Raw genomic sequence first — 716 nt, 5'->3', positions numbered from 1 at the left:
ACGGCCCGAAAATGGGCTTCCCGAGATTCAAACGCAAAGGCCGCTCGGCCAAGAGTTTCACTTTCACCACCGAAGCCATGCGGGTGGAGCCGTCCCGGCATCACGTCACGCTGCCGGTGCTGGGCACGATCCATACCCACGAGTCCACTCGCAAGCTCGGTCGCCGGATCGAGTCGGGCACGGCGCGAATTCTGGGTGCCACGGTGCGCTTCGAGCGGGGCCGGTGGCTGGTGTCGTTCACCTGTGCAGTGCGTCGCCAACCAGCCACGGTGTTGGCCGGCATCGCTACAGCGGATGCGCCCGTGGTGGGCATCGACTCCGGGGTTAAAGACCTGCTGGTGATTGCCACGCCCGACGGGATCGAGATCGCCCGTCACACCGCGCCCCGCGAACTCAAGCGGGCGTTGCGGAAACTGCGGGCGCTGCAACGCAAAGCGGCTCGCCAGATCGGCCCGTGGGACACCAGGTCCCAACGTAAACAGGACCCATCTCGCGGCTGGCAGAAAACCCAGGCCGAGATCGCCCGCACCCATGCCCGAATCGCCAACCTACGAACCGATCGGATTCATAAACTCACCACGAGCCTGGCCAAAACCCATCAGGTGATCGGTGGGGAGACACTGGCGGTCAAGAACATGATGCGCCGCCCGAAACCCAAACCCGACCCCGACAATCGCGGCGCGTTCCTGCCCAACGGCGCCGCCGCCAAAACCGGA

Annotated in this window: 1 protein-coding gene; it reads left to right on the top strand. The window is 65.1% G+C overall.

Annotated elements, in window-relative coordinates:
* Positions 1–11: 11 nt before the first annotated feature.
* On the top strand, positions 12–716 hold a 705-nt coding region (locus CDN38_RS28090; RefSeq protein ID WP_142361405.1), incomplete at its 3' end, for an RNA-guided endonuclease TnpB family protein.

The sequence above is a fragment of the Mycobacterium ostraviense genome, from assembly GCF_002705925.1.
Lineage (GTDB): Bacteria > Actinomycetota > Actinomycetes > Mycobacteriales > Mycobacteriaceae > Mycobacterium > Mycobacterium ostraviense.
Note: the sequence above shows the minus strand (reverse complement) of the source record. Positions and strands in the feature narration are given on the sequence as shown.